12 protein-coding genes are annotated in these 16,709 nt (G+C 70.7%); 2 read left to right on the forward strand and 10 right to left on the reverse strand.

Going from position 1 to position 16,709, the window contains the following annotated elements; all coding sequences use genetic code 11:
• Nucleotides 1-18 precede the first annotated feature (18 nt).
• Entirely contained in the window at nucleotides 19-840 is an 822-nt protein-coding gene (locus AOM45_RS18595; protein ID WP_030466423.1) for a MerR family transcriptional regulator, read from the forward strand.
• Here the strand turns inward: AOM45_RS18595 and AOM45_RS18600 are convergent.
• From AOM45_RS18600 to AOM45_RS18645, 10 genes are all read right to left on the reverse strand, one after another.
• A complete protein-coding gene (locus AOM45_RS18600; protein ID WP_236703737.1) occupies nucleotides 827-1,951 on the reverse strand; it encodes an MFS transporter in 1,125 nt (374 codons plus the stop codon). The two genes, AOM45_RS18595 and AOM45_RS18600, sit on opposite strands and share 14 nt — an antisense overlap.
• A gap of 146 nt (nucleotides 1,952-2,097) precedes the next feature.
• Nucleotides 2,098-2,730 (reverse strand): GTP pyrophosphokinase, encoded by a 633-nt coding sequence (locus AOM45_RS18605; RefSeq protein ID WP_030466421.1) that lies wholly within the window; start codon nucleotides 2,728-2,730, stop codon nucleotides 2,098-2,100.
• 61 nt (nucleotides 2,731-2,791) lie between these two features.
• Nucleotides 2,792-4,753, reverse strand: coding sequence for a DUF4231 domain-containing protein (locus tag AOM45_RS18610; protein ID WP_030466420.1), 1,962 nt, complete (start codon nucleotides 4,751-4,753; stop codon nucleotides 2,792-2,794).
• Nucleotides 4,750-5,820: a TRAFAC clade GTPase domain-containing protein gene (locus AOM45_RS18615; protein ID WP_030466419.1), complete on the reverse strand. Its 1,071-nt coding sequence runs from the start codon at nucleotides 5,818-5,820 to the stop codon at nucleotides 4,750-4,752. The genes AOM45_RS18610 and AOM45_RS18615 overlap by 4 nt, the downstream gene beginning before the upstream one ends.
• Complete coding sequence (locus AOM45_RS18620) at nucleotides 5,821-6,771, reverse strand: protein kinase family protein (protein WP_030466418.1); 951 nt, start codon at nucleotides 6,769-6,771, stop codon at nucleotides 5,821-5,823.
• On the reverse strand, nucleotides 6,768-8,909 hold the full coding sequence (locus AOM45_RS18625) for a hypothetical protein (RefSeq protein WP_059362576.1): 2,142 nt from the start codon (nucleotides 8,907-8,909) through the stop codon (nucleotides 6,768-6,770). Before AOM45_RS18625 ends, AOM45_RS18620 begins: the two co-directional genes overlap by 4 nt.
• The gene (locus tag AOM45_RS18630; RefSeq protein WP_030466416.1) at nucleotides 8,894-12,049 is read right to left on the reverse strand and encodes a tubulin-like doman-containing protein; all 3,156 of its coding nucleotides are present in this window, start codon (nucleotides 12,047-12,049) and stop codon (nucleotides 8,894-8,896) included. Before AOM45_RS18630 ends, AOM45_RS18625 begins: the two co-directional genes overlap by 16 nt.
• Nucleotides 12,050-12,064: 15 nt before the next feature.
• On the reverse strand, nucleotides 12,065-14,290 hold the full coding sequence (locus tag AOM45_RS18635; RefSeq protein ID WP_051782963.1) for a VWA domain-containing protein: 2,226 nt from the start codon (nucleotides 14,288-14,290) through the stop codon (nucleotides 12,065-12,067).
• Between the two features lie 323 nt (nucleotides 14,291-14,613).
• A complete protein-coding gene (locus AOM45_RS18640; RefSeq protein ID WP_030466414.1) occupies nucleotides 14,614-15,585 on the reverse strand; it encodes a D-cysteine desulfhydrase family protein in 972 nt (323 codons plus the stop codon).
• 15 nt (nucleotides 15,586-15,600) lie between these two features.
• Nucleotides 15,601-16,131, reverse strand: coding sequence for an NUDIX domain-containing protein (locus tag AOM45_RS18645; RefSeq protein ID WP_051782962.1), 531 nt, complete (start codon nucleotides 16,129-16,131; stop codon nucleotides 15,601-15,603).
• Between the two features lie 177 nt (nucleotides 16,132-16,308).
• Between AOM45_RS18645 and AOM45_RS18650 the strand changes: the two genes are divergently transcribed.
• Nucleotides 16,309-16,656 carry a hypothetical protein gene (locus tag AOM45_RS18650; RefSeq protein WP_059362579.1) on the forward strand — a complete coding sequence of 116 codons (348 nt, stop codon included), beginning with the start codon at nucleotides 16,309-16,311 and terminating at the stop codon, nucleotides 16,654-16,656.
• Nucleotides 16,657-16,709: the final 53 nt, after the last annotated feature.

The raw sequence follows: 16,709 nt of genomic DNA on the forward strand, positions 1-16,709 counted from the left end.
CCCTACACAGGAGCAGTCATGTTCACCATCGGAGACTTCGCCCATCTGGGGCGCGTGTCGGTGCGGATGCTGCGCCATTACGACGCGGTCGGCCTGCTCCTGCCGGCCCACGTGGACCCGTCGTCGGGCTACCGCTTCTACACCGCCGCGCAGCTCCAGCGGCTCAACCGGCTCGTCGCGTTGAAGGACCTCGGTCTGACGCTCGAACAAGTCCGTGTCGTGCTCGACGAAAAGCTTTCCGGCGAACAGTTGCACGGAATGTTGTCGTTGCGGCGAGCCGAGCTGCGACAGCAGATCCTCGCGGACGAGTCGCGGTTGCGCCGGGTCGAAGCACGTCTCCGCGCCATTGAAAGAGAAGGCGCCATGCCCACCGACGAGATCGTCGTGAAGCCCGTTCCCGCCGTCCGGATCGCCCGCCTGACCGCCACCGCCGCGTCCTACGAGCCGCAGGACATCGGTCCGGTCATCCAACCGCTGTACTCGCAGCTGATGGAACGGCTCGACCGCGCCGGGGTGCCCATCGCCGGCTACGGCATCGCCACCTACGAGCCCGCCGAGGGCGACGCGGTCGTGGTGCACGCGGGCGTGACCGTGGCCGTCGAACCCTCCTCCGCCTACGACTTCGAGGTCGTCGACCTGCCCCCGGTGGAGTCGGCGGCGACGATCGTGCACCGCGGGCTGATGGACGACGTCGACGCCACCTACCAGGCCGTGGCGGTGTGGGTCGAGGCGAACGGCTTCCAGCAGAACGGGCTCGCCCGCGAGGTCTACCTGAACTACGGCGACGGGGATCCCGCGGACTGGGTCACCGAGCTGCAGCTGGAGATCACCAAGCCGTGAGCGCGATCACCGCGGCCAGCCCGAGCAGACCGACCGGCAGCGAGGCGACCGCGGCGAGCCCGCCCACCAGCAGCGGGCCGCCCGCGTCGCCCAGCTCGCGCCCGACCTCGGCACTGCCCATCGTCTGGCCCATCCGTTCCTCCGGCGTGGTTCTGGCCAGCGCCGCGAACGCGAGCGGGGTGACCGCTCCGGCTCCGGCGCCGATCAGCACGGCCGCGATCAGGGTTCCGGCGAGTCCGGGAATGCCGGCCGCCGCCGCGAACCCCGCCGCGGCGGCGAGCAGGCCGACGCGCGTGCCCGTGCGGGTGGTGAGGCGACCGGCGTCCATCGCCTTGCCGGCGCGGGGCTGGACGACCGCCGCGGTGATCGCGAGGAGCGACACCGCGGCACCGGTGACGACCGAGCCGTGGACGGCGGCTTTCACCGGCAGGAAGCCGACTCCGGTGGCGAGTGCCGCGGTGGACGCCGCGAGTGCGGCGGTCGGCCGGAGGAAGTCGCGGTGGGACAAGCGTTTCGCCAGGTCCCTGACGGTCTGCCGCTCGCGCGGAAGAGGTTCGAGGTTCGGGACGGTCAACGCCCACGCGGCCACGGCGACCGCCATCGCGGCCATCGTCAGGAACAGCACGTCAAAACTGCCGAAGTGGATCAGCACGCCACCGAGCAGCGGCCCGGCCGTGTACCCGATGCCCTTCCACGCCCCGTACCGTCCGAACGCCTTGCCGCGAGCGTTGTCCGGGGTGAGACGGGCGACCATCGCGCTCGCGGCCGGGGAGAACGCGGCCGCGGCGACGCCCTGGCCGAACCGGGCGACGGCGACGTTGTCGATCAGCACGAACGCGCTGCTCGCCACCGCGAAGGCGATGAGGCCGCCCAGCAGGACGGGGCGGGGGCCAATTCTGTCGGCGAGAGACCCGAAGACGGGCTTCAGCACGACCTCGGCGCCGTCGTAGATCGCCAGCAGGAGGCCGAGGGTCAGCAGGTCAGCCTGCAGGAACCCGAGACCGGACGCGACGCCGTGCGCGCCGAACGCCGTCACGAAACCCGCCGCGCACAGCGGTAGGACACTCGGGCCTGTGCCGAAGTGGCGCGCGTTCACCCACACGAACCTCACCGGCCCCATTTTCCGACACGCGGGGAGCTTTCGTACTCCAGGAGCGCACGAAAGGGCCCCGCGTGCGAGCTGGTGGGTGAGATGAGGGGGCGTGTGGTGCTGGGGAGCTGCCTGCCGTCAACGAAGCGATGTCGACGTGTGCACTGCTACGCGTCGTCCTGGTGGATGCGGCGGTGCAGCGACTCCATCCGTTCGTCCAGCTGCGCCGCGATCATCGCCGACGACATCAGCTCGTCCACGAAGTCCGCGGGCGGGCTGTCGTCGTACTTGTAGAACAGCTTGTGCTCCAGCGTGGCCCAGAAGTCCATGGCGATGGTCCGGAGCTGCACCTCGACCTTCACGTGCTCGACCCGGTCCGACAGGAACACCGGGATCCGCACGATGAGGTGCAGGCTCCGGTACCCGTTGGGCTTCGGGAGGGCGATGTAGTCCTTGGTGCGCAGGATCTCCACGTCGTGCTGCCGCGCGAGCATCGCCGACACGCGGTACACGTCGGACACGAACGGGCAGATCACCCGCACGCCGGCGATGTCGTCCAGGACGTCGCCGATGGACTCGACGTCGAGCGGCAAGCCCTTGCGCCGCAGCTTCTCGAGGATTCCCTCCGGTTTCTTCACCCGGTTGGTGATGTGTTCGATCGGGTCGTGCCGGTGGACCGAGTCGAACTCCTCGCTGAGGATGCGGAGCTTCGTCATCAGCTCCTCGATCGCGAACTTGTAGACGAGCAACCGCCGTTCGAGGTCGCGAAGGAGGCTCAGGTCGTCTGCCAGGTCGGTCACGACACCAGGGTACTGATCACGCGGACCCGCCCCGGCAGGCGGTCACGCAGAGCGACGGGGTTCACGGCTGCCTTCCCGAGGTCGTGAGCTGGATCAGCCAGTCCTCGTTCTGCCTGGCGATGACCTGCTCGCAGGCGGTGACGAAGTCGTCCTGCGCGGCGGGGTCCGGGCGTTCGGGCAGAGAGCGGGCGAGCTCCTCCAGGTCGTCGACCGTGCGGCGGTACCGGACGACCAGCCGGTCGTAGCCGCTCTGCGCGATGTGGGCGGTGACGGCACCGGCGATCGTGGTGAGCAGACCCGCCCACACCGCCAGCTGGTAGCCCTGCACGGCACCGACGGCGGCGAGGGCGGCGGCCATGCCCTGGAAGACGTACTCCGCCATCCGCATCCGCTGCAGGTTGCGGCGCAGGCGTTTCGCGGTCGCGCGGTGGTAGGAGATCTGCTCGCGGACGCGGCCGTCCACATAGGAGCGGACGTCGTAGATCAACGGGGTGGCGCTCGCCAGCTCGTGCATCTGCTCGTCGCCCTCGACGCGTTCGACGTTCTCCTTCAGCAACGCCACGGCTCTCGGGTCGCGGTACGGCGCCGCGCCCGCGAGGTACTTGCACACCTCGGCCTTCACCTGTTCCGCGATGATCCGCGTGCTCGCCCAACGGTCGCGTTCCGCGGGTTCCTTCACCGCGCGCACCCAGATGCCGGCGATCACCAGAGCCGCGGTCAGGACGGCGACCGCGATGCTCGTGACGGGCAGCCACCGCGCGTTGAACTGCGCCGCGACGACCGTGAGCACCGCGCTGCCGGCGAGCGTGCCGAGCACGGCCATCCGGTAGCGCAGCGCGCGGTCCTTGTGGTGGTCGGCAGATCTCGACCACGCCTCGTGCTTGCCCCACATCGCGCGGGCGGCGTTCTCGTCGACGGCAGGTCTCCTGGCGAGCCGCGCGGGCTGCGCGGTCTCCGGACGGGAGGTCGCGACGCCCTGCTCGGCCAGCCAGCGCCGGCTGATCGCGGCGTCGAACCCGGTACCGCCCCTGGCTTGCACGAGAGCGGCCACGAACGGGCTCGGCGCGGCGACGCGGTCCTCGATCCACGCGCACAGCTGCTCGTGCCGCACCGCACCGTCGAGCCTGCCCGCGAGCTCGGTGAACCGCGCGAGTCGTTGCGGCAGCGGCTCGTTGCCGTGCACCACCTCCGGGAACGGCCACCCGGACTCCGGCTGGGCGACCTCGATGACGGTCGTCGGCGTGTCGTCCGCGACCACCTCGACGTGGTTCTGCGGAACGAAGAACACCGTGGCCTCCTCCCGTGCGTGCTGAAGGGTGCCGAGCAGCTCGACGGCGCGTTTGGTGGCCCAGTCGTTCGGCCGCGGCTCCTCGCGGACGTCGATCCGCAGCCGCCCCTCCTGCACGACCACCTCCTGCGACGGCCGGCCGGGCAGGAACACCAGGCGCGGCAGGTTCGGCTGGCCCGCGTCGTTCTGCTCGTAGGTCGAGAACGTCCACTCGCGGTCGGGCAACAGGGTCCGCAGCGTCCACAGCGCGGACAGCTCCTTCCCGTCCGGCACGCCGATCACGCTGTACGTGCTGGACGGCCTGGCCAGCGCGCACGCCAGCAGCGGCAGGAGGATCGGGTCGTCCAGTGCTTTCGGCCGCGCGGACGGGTCGAACTCCTCCCGCACCACGTCCGGCAGCCGGTTGCTGATCGGCCGTTCGTCGAGCCACCGCAGCCAGCACGTCGTCATCGCCGGGACCAGCCGCGAGATCGTGCCGCGGTCGCCCACCAGCGCGTGGGCGACGTTGCGCCCGGCGTCACCGGGACGGGCGGAGCGGCGCAGGACGGCCGCGCTGCCGTCGGGGAACGACAGGTGGCCGAACGACGTGCCGGCGCGGCCGAGCAACCGGGTGTGCGGCCGCAGCTTCTCGTTCCAGGCGTCCCACGAGTCGGCGTCGTGGCTGGAGAAGGACGCCGCCACCAGGTCCATGCCCTTGGTCTCGCTGACCGCGAACAGCAACTGCTCCAGGCTCACGTGCCCACCTCCGCGGCCTGCGGGCCGTCGACGAGCCCGCACATGGACAGCAGCGCGAGCAGCGGGCGCAGCACGCGAGCCGGTCGGACACCCCGCGGGAACAGGTCGTTGCCGTCGGCCTGCGACCCCGTGGCCGACACGACGTGCAGCGTGCTGCGGTGGAACCGTTCGAAGACGTCGAGCAACGGCCGTGCTTCGTAGCGGTCCAGGAACGCGTAGAGGTCCCGGCTCTCCTCGCGGAACACGCCCGCGTCCAACGGTTCCTGCAGGTCCTCACGCCGGATCCAGTAGTCGACGGGGTGTTCGTAGCGCAGCTCGTCGGCCTTGGTCAGCACGACGGCGACCGGCAGGTCCTCCACGTCGTCGCGGCGGCCCATCCGTTCCAGGGCACCGGAGAACGCCGGGTTCCTGTTCGGCTGCCCGCCGCCGCGCAACGCGGGGAGCGCGCCCGCCGGGTGGTCGACGAACATCAACGCCGTCGCCCCGAGCACGAACTGGCCGCCGAGCGACTGCGGTCCCGACTGCACGAAGTCCTCGCCCGCCACGTCGAAGAACACGATCGGTCTCGTCGTGCCCGACGCCGTGCGCACCAGGAGGTAGGTGGCGAAGTCCTCCTTGAGGTCCTTGGTGGCGTTGAGCTTGTTGCCGCGCAGGAGCTGGTCGATCTCGCGCTGGAACGCCGCGTGCCGCAGCTCGTCCGCCGGTTCGAAGGCGAGGCCGTGGTGGCGCAGGTCGCCGCGCAACGCCTCGTGGATCATCGTGGTCAGCAGGTGCGTCTTGCCCGACGCGTGCCGGCCGACCAGGCCGATCACCACGGGGTCGCCGTGGTCGCGGTGCGAGACCGGCAGGTAGTGCTCGTGGTTCTCCTTGCCGGGGTTCGGGCACCTGACGTAGCAGCGGGCGCGGCGGTCCCTGCGCAGGACCTGGTTGGTGTGGCCGGAGAGGTCGGCCTTCATCCAGCGGGCACCGTTGTCGTCGACGACCCGCTTGTAGAGCTCGTCCTCGCGCCAGGCGAAGGACTCCAGGCAGATCGGACACTGCACGCGCTTGTCCTCGGGAGTCGTCATCTACAGCACCGCCACCAGGACCGCGATGGTCGCGACCACGAGGAAGACCGCCGCTGCCAACGGGATCAGCGGAACCTGCCGCGGTCCCGGCTTCGGTGCGCGCCTCGGCACGACGGGCTGCGGCACCGGCCGCACCACCGGTTTCGGCGGCCGCAGCTCGTCGAACCTGTCGTAACCCGGTTTCATGGCCGCCGTCACGTCGACCGGCTTCGGCAGGGGATCCCTGTCGTTCAGGCGTTCCAGCACCTGCACGGCTGTCGGCCGCCGCTCCGGGTCCTGGTCGAAGACGCCGTGCAGCAACGACTCCAGCACCTCGGGCTGCGAGGCCAGGTCGGGGACGTCGCCCGGCTGGACGTGCCTGCCCGTGAACAGCTCGTAGACGACCCGGCCCGCCGCGCGCACGTCGTGGCCGGGATGCGCCGCGGAACCGTTGCGGGACGGGCGGGGAGTCTCGCCGATGCCCGTTGTGTGCTCCAGGTTGGCGAGCTGGGTCGTCGCGCCGTCCCAGTACAACGACGGCAGTCCGACCGAGCAGTGCACCAGGCCGACGGCGTGCAGCTGGGCCAGCGCCCGGAAGAGACCGATCATGAACCGGCGGCGTTCGTCGATCAGCAACGTCCGCAGACCGCCGTCGACGCACTTGCCGCGCGGCGGTTCCAGCAGCAGGAACGGTTGCGCGGAGTCGAAGTCGTAGCCGACGATCCGCGGGAGTTCCGGCAGCGGGACCCGGTAGCGGGTGTGCAGCCGGGTCAGCGCACGGATCTCGTTGTCCAGCAACGTCTCCGCGACAGTGAGATCGTCTTGGGCGGGCAGTGACCTGAGCACCAGAGTTCTGCCGTCGTCGGTCCGCACGCGGTCGGGGTCCAGGGCCTGGATCCGCCAGGACGTCGCGCGGCCCGCCGGGTCGCGTCCGGTGAGCGTGTCGAAGTTCGAGGTGGCGGAGTGCTTCACCGCTGATCTCCCTGGGCGTGCACCGCGCGTTCGACGTACCGCGCGAGGATCGGGGTCAGCCGCACCGCGCCCACGGCGTCACCCCTGGTGCGGATGATCTCGTCGCACCCGGCGTCGACGGGCGGCAGATCCATGTCCGCCGACGCGAAGTGCACCATCCTGGCGTTGTCCGCCTGCAGCAGGCGGACGTCCTCCGCCGCGCACAGCTGCGTCATCCTGCTGCGCTCGGTGAGCTGCAGGATGCGCCGCGACGACGCCGAGCCCTGCCACAACGTCTCCGCGAGCCTGCGCCGGGGACCTTCGTCGGTGACGAACGCGGGCAGCTCGCGCAGGCCGGCCTGTTCGAGGTGGTCGTCGTAGGCGGCCACGAGTTCCTTCGCCCGCGCGGAGGAACGCTGTGCGTCGGCGGAGAGCGGCATGCGGGAGGCGATCGCGTCGAACGACGGCCGCAGCACCTCCAGCGTGATCGCCACCAGGTCGTGGTGCAGCACCTCGGCCAGCCCGGCGGAGGAGTCGCCGCCGAACGTGTGCCCGGTGTCCTCGACGCCGGAGATCACGTCGCCGAACACCTCGGCCACGGCGTCGACCCCGGCCGCCACGACGAGCAGCGAGTCCGCGAGGCGGCGGCTGCGGTCGGCGGGTGACCAGCGCTGCTCGATCGTGCGCGACACCTGGTCGGACAGCCGCTTGGTGGCGTTCTGCGCCTGGCGCAACGGCACCGCGTCCCGCCAGCGGCCGGCCACGGCCCGCCACGCGATCCAGGCCGACACCAGCGACACCGCGACCAGCACCACCAGCACGCCGGCGCCGATCAGCACGTCGGACGACAGCCCTCCCGGAAACCTCAGCCCGGCGGCGGCGCCTGCGACGGAGGTGAACACCGTGGCGCCGAAAACGAGCCCGAGGTCGGCACCGGCGGGACAGGGCGCGGACAGCAACGCGACCAGCACCGTCCACAAAGGAACCATCAGCAGCATCGGCCACGCGCCGAACCCCGGCAGCGCGGTGCTCAGCAGAGAGGTCAGGAACATCACCGGCAGCAGGTGCGTGACCGGGATCGGCCACACCTTCACCGGGGGCGGCGCGATCAGCCCGCGCGCCCACGTCTGGAGGTCCGCGGCCGCGTCCTGCTCGGTCACCGCGAGACTGCGCGCCGCACCGAGCCGGTTGCCCAGCCTGCGTGCCTGTTCGGCGATGCCCGGCAACGTGCGGCCGCCGAGCAGTTCGGTCGTCACGGCCTTGCGCACCGCGTCCGCCATCTCCTCGGAGTTGACCGGCGCGGGGGAGGGCAGGCCCTGTTCGAGGAGCTCGGAGGGCGGCGGGTACCCGTCGGCGAGGCTGGAATCAACGTCCTCCAACGCTCTGCGCGCCACCCGGTGGTACCGCAGCAGCGCGTCACCGGCGGCGCTGAGCCGGTCCAGCACCACCCGGTGCGTTTTCCTGAGACCCACCAGCCCACGCCACGACCGCCACCTGCCGATCGCCCGCTCCGCCGCCGTGAGCTCGCGGTGGGCGCGGGCCATCGCCTCGTGCAGGGGTGATCCCTCGCGCACCGACGTCGCGTCGCCCTCGGTCGCGGAGCGCACCACGGACGTCAGCTCGGTCGACTCGCGGTCGTGCAGCCGTGCCGCCACCCCGGTGGCGACGAGCTGCCGCAACGCCCGCAGCTTCAACGCCCGCATCATCCCCGGTTCGACCGTCGCGTAGTCGACGGCCAGCCCGGGACTCGCGGCCTGGTGCGGCATCGCGCCGACCTCCGCGACCACCCGGTCGAACACCTTGGGGAACCGCAGGGCGACCAGCAGGTCGTCCACAGTGGACTCGCCGCCGCCGGCGCCCGGCCGTTGCGAACCACCCTCCCACGGCACACCGGAACCATCGGTGACCCACAACGTCACGCCGACACCGGCCAGCGCCGAGGGCGTGCGCAGGACGGTCTCGATGCCGCCGATCGCCACCAGCACGACACCGGTCACCTGCGGCAGCCGGGCGAGCCGCTCGAAGTGCGCGTGGTGCTCGGCCAGCGCGTCCGTCGTGTCGATCACCAGCACGCGGCTCGACAGGACCGGGCCGTCCGCGCCCTGCGGCGTGCGGAGGTCCAGCGTCATCACCGGGTCCGGGGTCACGGGCGCAGCCATTCCGGGTCGCGCGCGACCCACTCGCGCAGGTCGGACAGGGTGTCCTGCAACGGGTTGTTGACACCGCGGAACGGCAGCCGCAGCGCGCCGGGCAGGGTCTCCTCCCAGAACTCGCGCAACGCGAGCAGCCGGCGCGTGCCGCTGCCACCGGTGCGTTCGCGGAGCTCCGCGTCGATCCGGGCCAGCTCGCTCGCCGCCAGGCCGACGATCCGGTCGAAGAGCTGCGACGGCTTGTCCGGCCGCCGATCCAGACCGCGCGGGGTGGTAGCGATCAGCTTGGCGCAGAAGTCGCGCCGGATCTGCTCGTCGTCGGTCAGCACCCACGCCTCGTACGCGGACAGCAGGCTCGCCCAGCTCGACAGCCGCCCGAACGGTTCCAGCGGCAGCCGCATGCTCGCCTGCGCGCCGTCACCGAGCTTCACGGTGATCGCGGACGGCGAGTCCTCGTCGCCTGCGACCGCGATCTGGTCGTTCCACGCCGCGCACAGCAGGTGGTGCAGGATCCGTTCGCGGTGCTCGGGAACCGTGGCCAGGTAACCGAAGTCGTAGCCCAGACGCTGCCGCCAGCGCAGGAAGTCCTGCTGCTCCTCGTTGCGCAGCGCGTCCGACCAGTGCTTGAGCACCTCGCGGACCTCCGGCACCTCGGTCAGTCCCATGGAGCTGCGGAACAGCACGACGGTGATCGACTCGGCCGCGATCGGCCGGAACTCGACGACCGCGTCCTGCCGCGGCAGCGACACCTCGTGGCGCAGGAACTTCTCCAGCTCGAAGTCCTGGGCGGAGGCGGGATAGCTGAACAGGATCCGCAACCGGCCGGTGCCGCTCGGCGCGAACCCTCCCGGCACGAGCCCGGCGAGCTTCTCCCGGAACTGCGCCAGCTCGTCGTCGCCGACCTGGACGCCCGGCTTGCCCGCGGCGGCCGCCAGCAGGTCCTGCAACGCGGGGAGCAACGGCCGGTGCTGCCCGTCGCGGTAGGAGAAGAGCCGCTTCACGGCCTGCTTCACCCGGTCCTTGACGTGCGCCACGGCCATCGCCGGGCCGCGGCCGTCCAGCACCATGTCGTAGGCGTGCTTCCAGCCCTCCTCGCCGAGGATCTCGGTGACGAGGTCGCCCGGCGTCGCGGTCGGCCGCAGCTTGCCGCCCTGGTGCACGTAGTAGTCCACGAACCGGCGCACCACGGCCTGGTAGAACGGTTCCAGGTCGCCCTGGCGCGGCAGCAGGTACGTGACGCCGACGCGCTGCTGGTACAGCTCGCGGGCGCGGGCGGTGAACCGCCGCTCGCTCTGCCGCGCGTGGTCCTCGAACGCGTTCACCAGCGACAGGACCTGCTGCTGCACGGCCTTGAGCTTGAGGTCCCAGCGCACCGCCTGGTCGTTCCACGCCGCGTGCCAGACCCGCTTGGCGCGCCAGGCGTACCAGTCGTTCTGGCGCGCGATCGCCGCCCGCACGGCGGGGTCGGAGAACTGGAGCTTGCGCAGGAACTTGCCCTTGATCCCCGCGGCGGCCGGAGGGTTCAGCGTCAGCCCCGCGGGCGCGGTGGGTTCACCGCGGCGCAGTTCGAGGATCTTGGCGAACCCGAGCGCGCTGGCCTCGTCGGTGAGCCCGTCGTGGCCGTTCAGCACCCGCCTGAGCCGGAACAGGTCGACCTCGCCGAGCAGCGACTTCACCGCGCGGCCGGCGTCGAACGTCTGCACCATGTCGGGGATCTGCCTGGCCAGCTGCTGGTCGAGCGTGCGCAGGCCGGACTCCATCGTGCGGGCCCGCGTGGCGAGCGCCCGTGCGATCGCCTCGGCACCGGACACCGCGGAGACCTCGTTGATCGGCACCGGAGCGCGCAGCCGCAGCGGGTCCAAATTGGACTCCGTGAAGAACCTCTCGATGAACGGCGAGTTGTTCTCCGCCTGCCCGGTGCCCGGTTCGTCCAGCTCGGTGACCGCGGCGGCGAGCAGGCGCGAGCTGATGATGTCCGCGATGTCGTCCACCGGCACGGTCATCGACGCGACGGAACTCGTGGACACACCGCGGTTCCCGATGCCGGTCGCAGCGGGCACCTCGCGTTCGACCGCGCCGTTGATGAACGAGTCCGCGAAGCTCATGTACGTCTGCGCGACGGCCTGACGCCCGCCGTCGCCGTCGGTGCCGAGGTCCGTGCCGATCAGCGACAGCACCAGCGACACGATCGACCGGTGCAGGTCCTCGCGCTGCACCCCGGGACCCTTGCCGAACAGGAACGCGGTCTGCACGGTCGAGGCGCGCAGCCGGATCTCCTCGCGGTCGGGGTACCGCACCGAGAGCTGGCCGCTGATCCCGGAGTTGTCCAGCTCGGTGCCCGCGACCTGGGCGTTCTGGTCGTCCACCAGCCGGAACAGGTCGAGCAGCGAGCGCCCCGCGTTGAGCCGCGCCGCCCTGCCGCCGCCGAGCCCCTCGTCGAACGCGCTCGGCATGAGCACCAGCGGGAAGATCCTCGCGCGGTAGTCCTGGTGCGCGAAGACGTCGCCGATCAGGTGCAGGAAGTCGAAGAAGATGCCGCTGCCCGTGCCGCCCGCGACGCTGAACGCCACGAACACGTCGCAGGACAACGACCTCTTGCCGCCACCCAGCAGCGCGAGCTCGCCGAGCGAGTTGTTGATCGCGCCGATCGCCTTGCGCAGCGGTGCCTGCGCCGCCGACGTGCCGCCGCGGAACGTCTCGAACAGGGCCGCGCGGCCCACCGTCGGGAGTTGACCGGCACCGCGGGCGAGCGGGCCGATCCGCGGTTCGCCCACCGGCGGTGGCAGCCACGGTTCGACGTACTGCGAGGCGGCGAGACGCAGGCTCCGCGCCACCTCGGGGTAGGTGTCGTGGTGCGGCACGAGTTCCCGCACGAGGTGCATGGTGCGTTCGGCGGCGGGCAGGTACTCGGGATCGGGCACGACCCGGCGTTCCAGGGAGCCGAACTCGTCCTCGCTGAGGTCCGCGTAGACGAACTGGAGGCACGACGGCAGCTGGTACGGCAGGAAGTTCTTGCCCTGCATGCGGTGCTGGAGCTCGGTGCCGTCCGGGCCGCACAGCTCCTCGCGCAGTCTGCGCTCCAGCTCGGCGCCGACGCGACAGCCGGTGCCACCCAGTCCGACGTACAGCATGGGCTGGTAGATCTGCATCGTTGTCCTTCCGGCTCAGAGCAGGTGGTTGTCGGACGGCCGTTGCTGCGGTTCCGCGGCGGTGAACGGGTCCTGGTGGTGTTCTTCGGAGAAGCCGACGGGGGAGTGCTCGTCCTCCACCTCGATCGACAGGCTCGGGCTCACGTCGACGCGCTCGCCGAGGTGCAACGACTGCGTGTCGCCGAAAGGAGTGCGCAGCTGCAGGCGGCCGCCGACCCTGCTGAGCTCGTAGCTGTCCTCGCCGCCGGCCGAGTGCGCCAGGTGCGGCACCCCGGCCGCCGCCTCGCCGAGGTGGAAGCGGAACACGGACGACGGCTGCTCCGGTGCGGCCAGGTCACCGCGCGACCGGTGGCCGTCGTAGAGGTGGACGACCAGCCCGCGCACGTCGCGGCGCCTGCGCCGGTGCAGGAACAGGACCAGCGCGGTGGTGACGACCGCCGCGATCGTGATGCCGATCGCGATCTGCGTCAGCGGCGGCGGTTCCTCGACGGTCGCCGTGAGCCGCCACTCGTAGATCACGTCGTCCGGGTTCTCGTCGTCCACGACCCGCAGCGTCACCGCGTTGGCGCCCTTGACCGTGTCGTCGGCGAAGGCGAGGTCGAAGTCGAACGTGCTGGTGCCCGACGGCGGCACGTCGAGCACGGTCTGCTCGCCGGGGATGCTCGCGACCGTGCCGGGGGCGGCGTCGGCGACGACGATCCTGGCCTTGCGGGCGCGGCCGGAGTTGTTGGTGACCGTGACCGTGCCGCGGACCGTGTCGCCCGGTGCGACGTTCCAGTCGGTGTTGCCGAACGTGGTGGTCGCGACCAGCGGGCGCGGGCCCGTGACGAGGGCCGCGTCGACGATCCTGGTGTCGCTGCTGATGCCGATGCCCGCGACCGTGCCGGTGAACTTGACCGCGCCCTTCGCCCCGCCCGGGATGACGATCTTGCCCGAGTAGACGCCGTCCTGGTCGCGGCTGTCGCCGTTCTGGGCGTCGTCGTTGAGCGGGATCAGGGTGGTGAAGCCCTCTCCCCTCACGTCGGCGGTGAACGACAGGTCCTTCAGCGCGCTCGGGTCCGTGATCGACCGGCTCCTGGTGTGCAGGCTCAGCGCGACCGTGACCTCCTGACCCGCCTGGGGCGCCGGAGGGTTCACGGTCATGCTCGACCGCACCGCGCCCTGGTACATGACGACCGTGCTGACGTCGAGCGGCGGTACACCGGGCGCGGACGTGATCTTCACGGTCCACTCGCCGGGCAACGGGTTCACGATCCGCAGCCCCTCGACCGTGCCGTTCTCACCGCTGACCTGGAACGTGGAGTCGCCCTGGGTGCCGGACTTCGGCACAGTCTTGCCTTCGGGGTCCACATAGGACACCGCGATGCGCGAGTCGTGCTTGGTCACGAGGATCGAACCGTCGGTGGCGATCACCGGGATGGTGACCTTGGCCTCGGCGGTGCCGCCACTGCTGACCGGGGTGCGCTGGATGTCGCTCGCGCCGGCGCACCTGGCCGCCTGGAAGGCCTTGATGAGCGCCTGGGCGACGTCGGCCGAACTGCTCACGACGGTCGCGGCAGGTGTCGGGGACTTCACGCCGCACTGGCCCTGGAACGAGCCCTTCGCGAACCTGTCGAGCTGCGCCTGGTCGACGTTGCCGAAGCCCAGCGGCCAGATCTGAGTCTTCTCCCGGTTGGCCTGCTGCAGCAGCGTCCCGATCAGCTCGGAGGCGGTGCGGTTGCGCTGGTCGCCGACGTTGTCCGGGCCGTAGCGCGGGCTGTCGGAGACGTCGAGCTTGCCGTCGGTGAGCAGGAAGATCAGTTTCGGGCCGCTCTTGTCGCCCTCGAGGTAGCTCAGCGCCTGCTGGAGCGCGGCCGCGTGGTCGGTCCCCTCGCCCTCACCGGCCTTGCGGCTCTTCAGCCCGCGGGTGCAGTCGCTGAGGCGCTGGCGGTCCTGAGCGGTCGCGACCGTGCTGGGCGGGCACACCACGTCGACCGGCGACTGGCCGCCGTTGTCGCTGCCGAACCCGACGACCGCGATGGTGCTCGACGGCGCGAACTCCCCGAGTGCGATCAGCGCGGCGGCGTCCCGTTCCCGGTCCACGTCCTGCGAACTGATGCTGCTCGACTCGTCGACCAGCACCACGATGTTCGCGGGCGTGATGACGGGTTCCGGTTGCTGTTGTTGCGGTGCCGCGCCTGTTGGTGAGGACGTGGACAGCAGTAACGCGGCCGCTGTCGAGGCGAGCACGGAGAGACGCATGAGTCAATTCACCCACTGACGCTGGTGGAATGTGGCGGGCGGTATTTCGATCGAACGCGCGCGCTGGCTCGTTACTGCCCTAATGACCGCAATCGTGCGGCCTATAAGTGCAGGTCACCGTGATTCCACCGCGCATGGATTCAATCTGCTTGCGCCGGGTGAGTGAAATTTTGACGATGCTGAAACATTGGCGTGCATGGGCGCGATTATGCTCGGTCATTTGGGTGGGAATCATGGACAAAACCTGGTCAATAGATGACCGATGGAGATGTCAGGTGCACACCGGAAACGCGTCGATAGGACGCGGTTATGAGAATCTGTCGTCAGAACTGGGCGACGGCTTCGGGCGCATAGCCGTAAAAGCCGGGAAGACCACCCGTGTGGAGGAACACGACGGGCACGTCGCTGAGCGGTGCCAGCTCGCGGAACTTCACGGCGGCCTTGCCGGTGTAGACCGGATCCAGGAGCACGCCCTCGGTCTCCGCGAACAGCTTCAGCACGTTCCACATGTCCTGCGTCGGCACGCCGTAACCCGGCCCGATGGTGTCGTCGGTGACGGTGACGTGGCCGAGCTCCGGCTTTCCGGTCCCGAGCAGCGCGGCGGCGTCGGTTGCGAGGCTGCGCAGTTCCCGCTCGGCGTCCTGGGCGGTGTGCGAGACGCTCGCCGCGTGGACGGTGCCGCCCCAGCCCAGGAGCTCGGTGCCGAGCGCGATGCCGGCCGCCGTGGCGCCGCTGCCGTCCGGGACGACGATGGTGGCGTTGTCGATGCCGCGGTCGTTCAGCTGCGCCACGAGCTCGACGGCGGCCGCGACGTACCCGAGCGCGCCGAGGCCGTTCGAGCCGCCGACGGGCAGCGTGACGGCCTTGTCGTGGTTGACCTTCTCGTAGGCCTGCACGGTCTCGTCGGCGTCCGCGCAGACGTGCACGTTCGCGCCGAACATGTGGTCCAGCACGACGTTGCCGGACTTCTCGTAGGCGTCGCCCTTCATCGGCACCTTGGCCGTGAGGACGAGCTCGCACCGCAGCCCGAGCTTCGCGCACGCGGCAGCGGTCTGCCGGCCGTGGTTGGTCTGCAGCGCGCCGAACGTGATGATCGTGTCCGCGCCGTCCTCGATCGCCTGGCCCAGCAGGAACTCGAGCTTGCGCAGCTTGTTGCCGCCCGCGCCGAGACCGTTGACGTCGTCGCGCTTGATCAGGACCGGCGGGCTGCCGAGCGCGGCGGCGAGCCTCGGAGCGTCGTCGAGCGGGGTCGGCCAGCTGCCCAGTGCGACTCGGGGGAACGCGCTCAGGTCCATGCCGGCGAGCTTAATTCAGACTTCGCGGCCGAACTCCGCGTAGCGCGTGGAACCGCTCTCCAGGGCTTCCAGCGCGAGCGTGAGCCTGCGGTGCAGCGACGGGTAGATCCGCGGCCTGGCCTCGTCGAGCGTCAGGTACACCACGGCTTCGAGCTCGTCGTCGTGCACGGAGGCGTCGTCGACGATCCCGCCGTCGAACACGAACTGGTGGCAGTCGCGCCAGACCCCGTTGCGCGGCGTCCAGTCCACCACGAGCAACCGGCCGAGCTCGATGGTGAGCCCGAGCTCCTCCCGGATCTCGCGGACCGCCGTGGCCTTCGGGGACTCGTTGTCGTCGGTCATGCCGCCGGGGATGTCCAGCACGGGCTTGTACGTCGGCACCACGAACAGGACCCGTCCGGCGGAGTCGCGGATCAGCGCGCCACCGGCACACGTCTTGGTGGGCCTGCGCGAGGCGATGCCCGGCTCGTACTCGAGCTCGGCTGGGCCCTCGTCCAGGACGTCGGTGGCGAAGGCGGCGGGGTCACCCGCGTGCAGAGCAGACACGAGTAGATGATCACACCACAGGGTGAATCGCGCACGGGGCGTGCCGGGGTTCACGCCTGGTGGGTGAATGTGCCGCGATGACGGAACGCAACCAAACGACCGGAGAGTACGCTTGGCCCTGTAACTCCGTGCGATCAATCGCCGATGTCCACGGCAACATCGGTGGAGGTGACGCCAATGGGGGCAACCGGTGCCGCCAAGCGCAGACGCGACGGTAGATCGGCCCCGTGGTCGGTGGTCGGGCTGACGGTCGTCTTCGTCGTGGTGGCCCAGGTCCAGTTCGCCATCGCGATCTCGGAAAAGGTCTGGTGGCCTGCCGCGGTCGGGATGTTGCTGCTGGCAGCGGCGGTCGCGTTCGTCAAGACGGCGCGCAGGCTGCGGTGGGAGGACGACGACCTGTACGAGACGCCGCCCGAGGTGGCCAAGCCGCTTCCCGCCCACTACGAGGCCCACATCGACCCCGACGGAAGCCTCGCCCGCGCGGTCGGAGAGGTGGTTCACGCCTCCCGCCGCTGGAGGGCCTGACAGCGCTCACACGGCGGAAGACCGGGCCGCGGTGGTCCGGTCATGTCGCCACG

The organism is Lentzea aerocolonigenes (assembly GCF_000974445.1).
GTDB classification, from domain to species: Bacteria; Actinomycetota; Actinomycetes; order Mycobacteriales; family Pseudonocardiaceae; genus Lentzea; species Lentzea aerocolonigenes.